This is a genomic window from Arsukibacterium sp. (assembly GCF_036735525.1).
Lineage (GTDB): Bacteria > Pseudomonadota > Gammaproteobacteria > Enterobacterales > Alteromonadaceae > Alishewanella.
Genome location: NZ_DAINOE010000128.1, coordinates 1 through 5,066, shown reverse-complemented (window position 1 = coordinate 5,066; position 5,066 = coordinate 1). Strand labels below are relative to the sequence as shown.

The window sequence follows — 5,066 nt, the reverse complement described above, 5'->3', positions numbered from 1 at the left end:
TTGGTAACCAAGAGGTGACAAAATGACCCGTGCATTCTACCGTAGTTGTTTAAATTACATGTCCAATTTACCGGCGCAGAATATTGGGTTGCTCGCAGGTCCAATAACAGCGTTGCTATTAATACAGTTCTTGCAACTTGATGGCTTGCCTCAAGCTGGAGTATACACAGCGGCAATTGCCATTTGGATGGCTATTTGGTGGGCAACAGAGGCAGTTCCCGTTGCCACCACCGCATTAATACCCTTAATACTTTTTCCACTACTACAACTCATGACACTGGATAAAGCCAGTGCAACCTATGGCAATCCGATTATTTTCCTTTTTCTCGGTGGCTTTATTCTCTCAGTGGCTATTCAAAAATGCGGATTACATCTGCGAATAGCATTTACCATACTTAATGCAGTCAACCATAGTGGGGGCGCTATCATTTTAAGTTTTGCCGTGGCCAGTGCTTTTCTTAGTATGTGGATCTCTAATACCTCTACCACACTGATGCTTTTACCCGTGGCACTATCCGTTGCTGCAGGGTTATCCGAACTGAGTAATCAATTATCAGCAAAAGAATTTAATCACTTTAAGCTTAATCTTATGCTGGCCATTGCCTATGGCTCAACATTTGGAGGGATATCAACTATAGTCGGCACGCCGCCAAACGCTTTTTTAATAGCTTATCTGAGCACTGAACATCAGATCACTATAGGCTTTGCAGAATGGATGGTAGCAACCCTGCCACTGACATTTGCCTTTATTGCTGCATTTTATTTTTTAACAACTAAAGTATTGTTTCCTGTCAGCTTTTCAACTCCACCAGAAGTAATAGTACAAATTAAACAGCATCGAGCGAATTTGGGTGTCATGAGCGGTGCTGAATTGCGGGTTGCTATAGTATTTTTACTGGTGATATTTGCATGGATAACAAAAGGGCTTGTGCAAAAGTACCTGCCTGCTATTGCCCTATCTGACACGGCAATCGCTTTAATTGGCGCCATGTCACTTTTCATTTTAAATGATGGCAATACCAACGACAAAAGGCGTCTATTAGTCTGGAACGATTTACGAGACATACCTTGGGATGTTCTCATTCTTTTTGGTGGAGGTTTGTGTCTTGCTGCCGCTTTTTCTAGTAGTGGTCTTGCGCAATGGCTTGGAAGTAGCTTGGCTAGTTTGCATACGTTAGGTCTGCTACTGCTGGTGCTTGGCGCAACCACTCTCATTATTTTTATGACTGAAATGACCAGTAACCTGGCAACAACAGCGACTTTTTTACCTGTTGCATCGGCTATTGCACTGCAAATTGGCGTCGATCCATTAGTACTGGCCATTCCAATAACGCTAGCAGCCAGTTGCGCTTTTATGCTGCCTGTAGCAACCCCTCCAAACGCCATAATCTTTGCCTCAGGTCATATAACGATCTCTCAGATGATAAAAGCAGGGTTTGCATTAAATATGATAGGCATTTTATTAGTCACTGCCGTTGGGTATTTTTGGGTGCCCATGGTCTTAAATAGATAACAAACAACACCACCCTCAGCATACAAAAAAAATTTTAAAAAGGGCAAAAACATGAAAAATCAACAGGATAAACAGAATATTAGGCAAAGCGTTTTTAAGTTGTCCATACTTGGCAGTTGCTTAGCATTTGCTTTAAATGGGCAGGCTCAGACAGTTGAACAAACCACAACAGATGCTGCAAACGCCAACGCGTCAGAAAAAGACGTTGAGGTGGTTTCGGTGGTGGGCAGTCGAATTAACAATGCAAGACTAGCTGAAGCAGTCAATGTAAAAGTTATTGATGAAAGACACATGGATGCCTTGGGGGTTGTGACAGGTGATGATTTGATGCGTTCTATTCCTCAGATGGGCGACGTATTGTTTGAGGAAACCAGTGGCCCACAAACCAGTAATACCGCTCGAGGTGATACAAATTCTGTAAATTTACGTTCTTTAGGCTTAGGTAACACCCTTGTACTGCTAAATGGTCGGCGTATGGTGCAACACCCGACCAGCCAAGCCACTTCAAACTCAGGTACTGTTCCGGTTCAAAGTGTCAATTCAAATGCATTACCTGTCTCAGGTATCCAACAAATAGAGGTTTTACTTGATGGTGCAGCTGCTATTTATGGTTCAGATGCCGTAGCGGGTGTGGTAAATACCGTGCTGAAAAGTGACTTAGATGGCATAACCCTAACTGCGAAATATGGCACCGCAGAAGGGACATCAATGAATGATCTTGATTTTACACTGACTGTTGGTAAAGACTTTGACCGAGGCAATATTTCAGTGTTCCTTAACACGTTTAATCGCGACATGATGATGGCCTCAGAGCTGCCTATCACAGCAACAGGTGATTTACGTAGTTTTTTTGCCAATACCCCCGGCTGGTCCAACTCGAATGTGCCTGATAATCGCGCAGCGAACTCACCATGGGCAAACCTTGCTGTCCCAGCGACATCAGCGGCCAGACGACCCAGCGTAGATGGTATTGCACTTACAACCAATGCAGGCTCATTTCATGTTCAACCCAAGTCTATGGGCTGTAACGGTTTTGATTTAAACAATGGCCTATGTTTAGTCAGTGGTACAGTGAGCTATAATGGTGTAAACCGTGATTTAAGATATGACACCAGAGTAGACAGCTCATTATTACCAGATACAGCCAGAACTAATGTATACATCACGGGGCGTTATGACCTAACTGATAACATAACAGCCTTTACCGAATTAGGTTACTACGGTGCAAAAACGACGGCAATACAGCCTCCAGTTGTCAATTTGGCGGCAAATGTAACGACTATCCCGGCAAGTAATTACTGGAATCCCTTTGGTCCGGTTCAGTTTAGTGATGGCAGCCTGAACCCAAATCGGTTACCCGGATTAGTAAACGTGCCTGTCGAAGGATTACCAGTAAGATTAGGCAGCTATCGTTTTGTAGATGCAGGCCCTCAGATAGTCAATGTGGATAACGAACAAACGCGTTTCGTTGCCGGACTACGTGGTGATATCGCTGATTTTTCATGGGAAGCAGGTCTGGTTTATTCAGAGGCGACGGCAAGTGACATCTCAAACAACATTAACAGAACAAAATTACAGCAGCAGTTAGCCTTATCCACACCTGATGCATACAATCCTTTTTCAGGTGGTTGTATCGATTCAACCAGTAGTGGTGATTGCAGCCCGAGTTCAAAAGCGGCGATTGACGCGATTAGCATGGATCTAAAACGCCTGACCAAGACTACGCTGAGCATGGCTGATTTTAAAATGACCACACAAGAATTGTGGAGTCTGCCAGCGGGTGATGTGGGTATGGCATTTGGCGCTGAGCTTCGTCGCGAAACACAACAAGACGATCGGGATGAAAATGTCGACGGGACTTTTGTATTTACAGATAGCGTAACCGGCGCTGTCAGTCCAACGAATGTTGGTGCTGTCAGTGCAAACCCAGACACCAAAGGCAGCCGCCATGTGTATGCCGCTTTTGTCGAGTTTGCGATACCGCTCGTCTCAACAGATTTTAACATCCCTTTGATGCAAAGCCTTGATTTACAAGTAGCGGGGCGTTACGAAAATTATTCAGATTTTGGTTCTGTTGCTAAACCAAAATTTGCAGCCGCTTGGGATGTTATTAATGGAGTAAGATTAAGAGCATCCTATTCCGAGGGTTTTCGGGCTCCTAACCTGGAGCAAACAAACGCCCTGGAGTACACGCGATCAAATACCATTCCTGATTACTACCGTTGTGAAGCAGACTTGCGCTCTGGCCGGATAACAGCGATTGATCAATGCGCCAGCAGTAATATTGCTTACAGGATCTCTGGAAACCCTGAGCTGCAACCAGAAGAAAGCACAAACCAATCAGTTGGTATCATTTTTCAGCCTACGTTTTTATCGAAACAATGGGGCGATCTGACACTGACCTTTGATCGTTGGAAAATTGAACAGGAAAAAATTGTTGGTTTACTCACCTCAAGAACCCTGTCTATCCTCGACTATGCCGAGCGTGTGCAAGGGGGGCAGACGTCAAATATTGACCGTGCTGATATTACCGATGATGACATTGCCCGCTTTGCAGGAACGGGTTTAGCCCCTGCCGGACGCATGCTTGGCGTGACCGATAACTTCGCCAATCTATTACCGCAGACGGTGCAAGGCTATGACATTGGTGTAGATTGGTCGAAAAGAACCCAAGACTGGGGAAGATTTAATTTTTCTTTCAATTTAAGTACCTTAACCGAATTTAGCCGTGCGCCAGGCCCAATCGTCGATGCACTGTATCAGGCTCGTGAACAAGGGATTATCAATGCTCTCACCCCGCTGCCTGACTCAACGGACTTAATTGAGCAAAATGGTAATCCCAAAACCCGGGCAAATAGCTCGCTCAGCTGGAGTATTAATGATTGGCGGTTTGGCGTATCAGCGCAATATATTGGATCTGTAAAAGAAACACGTTTTTTAAGTACTGAAGGGGAACCTTGGATAGTTGAAGCCCGAACAACCTACAATCTTTATGGTCAATACGAATTTAATTCTGACTCAGATTTTGCCACTAAAGTAAGAGTGGGTGTTAGAGATCTTACTGACGAAGGTCCATCATTGGCGTCACGTGGCTACTTTGGCAGTTTACATCGCCCATATGGCCGTTACTTTTACGTCAAACTAGAGCAGCGTTTTTAATTAAAGTTGATTGTAATGTATCAAGGGGCGGGCAACTTAGTTGAACGCCCCTTTTTGATTGTTTGCATGTGCCTAACGGCAAGCGAGTCTTCGCAAAGTGTGCGTAACACAAACCCCACCTTCCCGGCTTAGCTAAATCTGCATAGCCTGTCTGAATCTACTACCAGACAGGGTTTCACATGATCCGCAGAACAACCGAACAATGGCTGGCACTGTTTGACCAGCATAAAAACAGTGGTTTAACCCAAACCGAATTTGCCAAACAACAAGGCATTGACCCGACCTATTTCAGCTATCGTAAGCGGCAGCTTCTTGCCTGGCAACAGGAAGACGATACCGGCTTTGTCGAGCTGACCACACAAGGCATGATACTCAATCAAAGCATCGTGTTGAA

At 44.7% G+C, this 5,066-nt stretch carries 3 protein-coding genes; all 3 read left to right on the top strand.

Translation table 11 applies throughout. From position 1 onward, the window contains the following. Positions 1–22 precede the first annotated feature (22 nt). Entirely contained in the window at positions 23–1,513 is a 1,491-nt protein-coding gene (locus tag V7D78_RS15900) for an SLC13 family permease (RefSeq protein WP_333609438.1), read from the top strand. Between the two features lie 51 nt (positions 1,514–1,564). After that, positions 1,565–4,672, top strand: coding sequence for a TonB-dependent receptor domain-containing protein (locus V7D78_RS15895; RefSeq protein ID WP_333609437.1), 3,108 nt, complete (start codon positions 1,565–1,567; stop codon positions 4,670–4,672). 179 nt (positions 4,673–4,851) lie between these two features. Next, a partial coding sequence (gene tnpA / locus V7D78_RS15890; protein ID WP_333609436.1) for an IS66 family insertion sequence element accessory protein TnpA occupies positions 4,852–5,066 on the top strand: 215 nt, incomplete at its 3' end.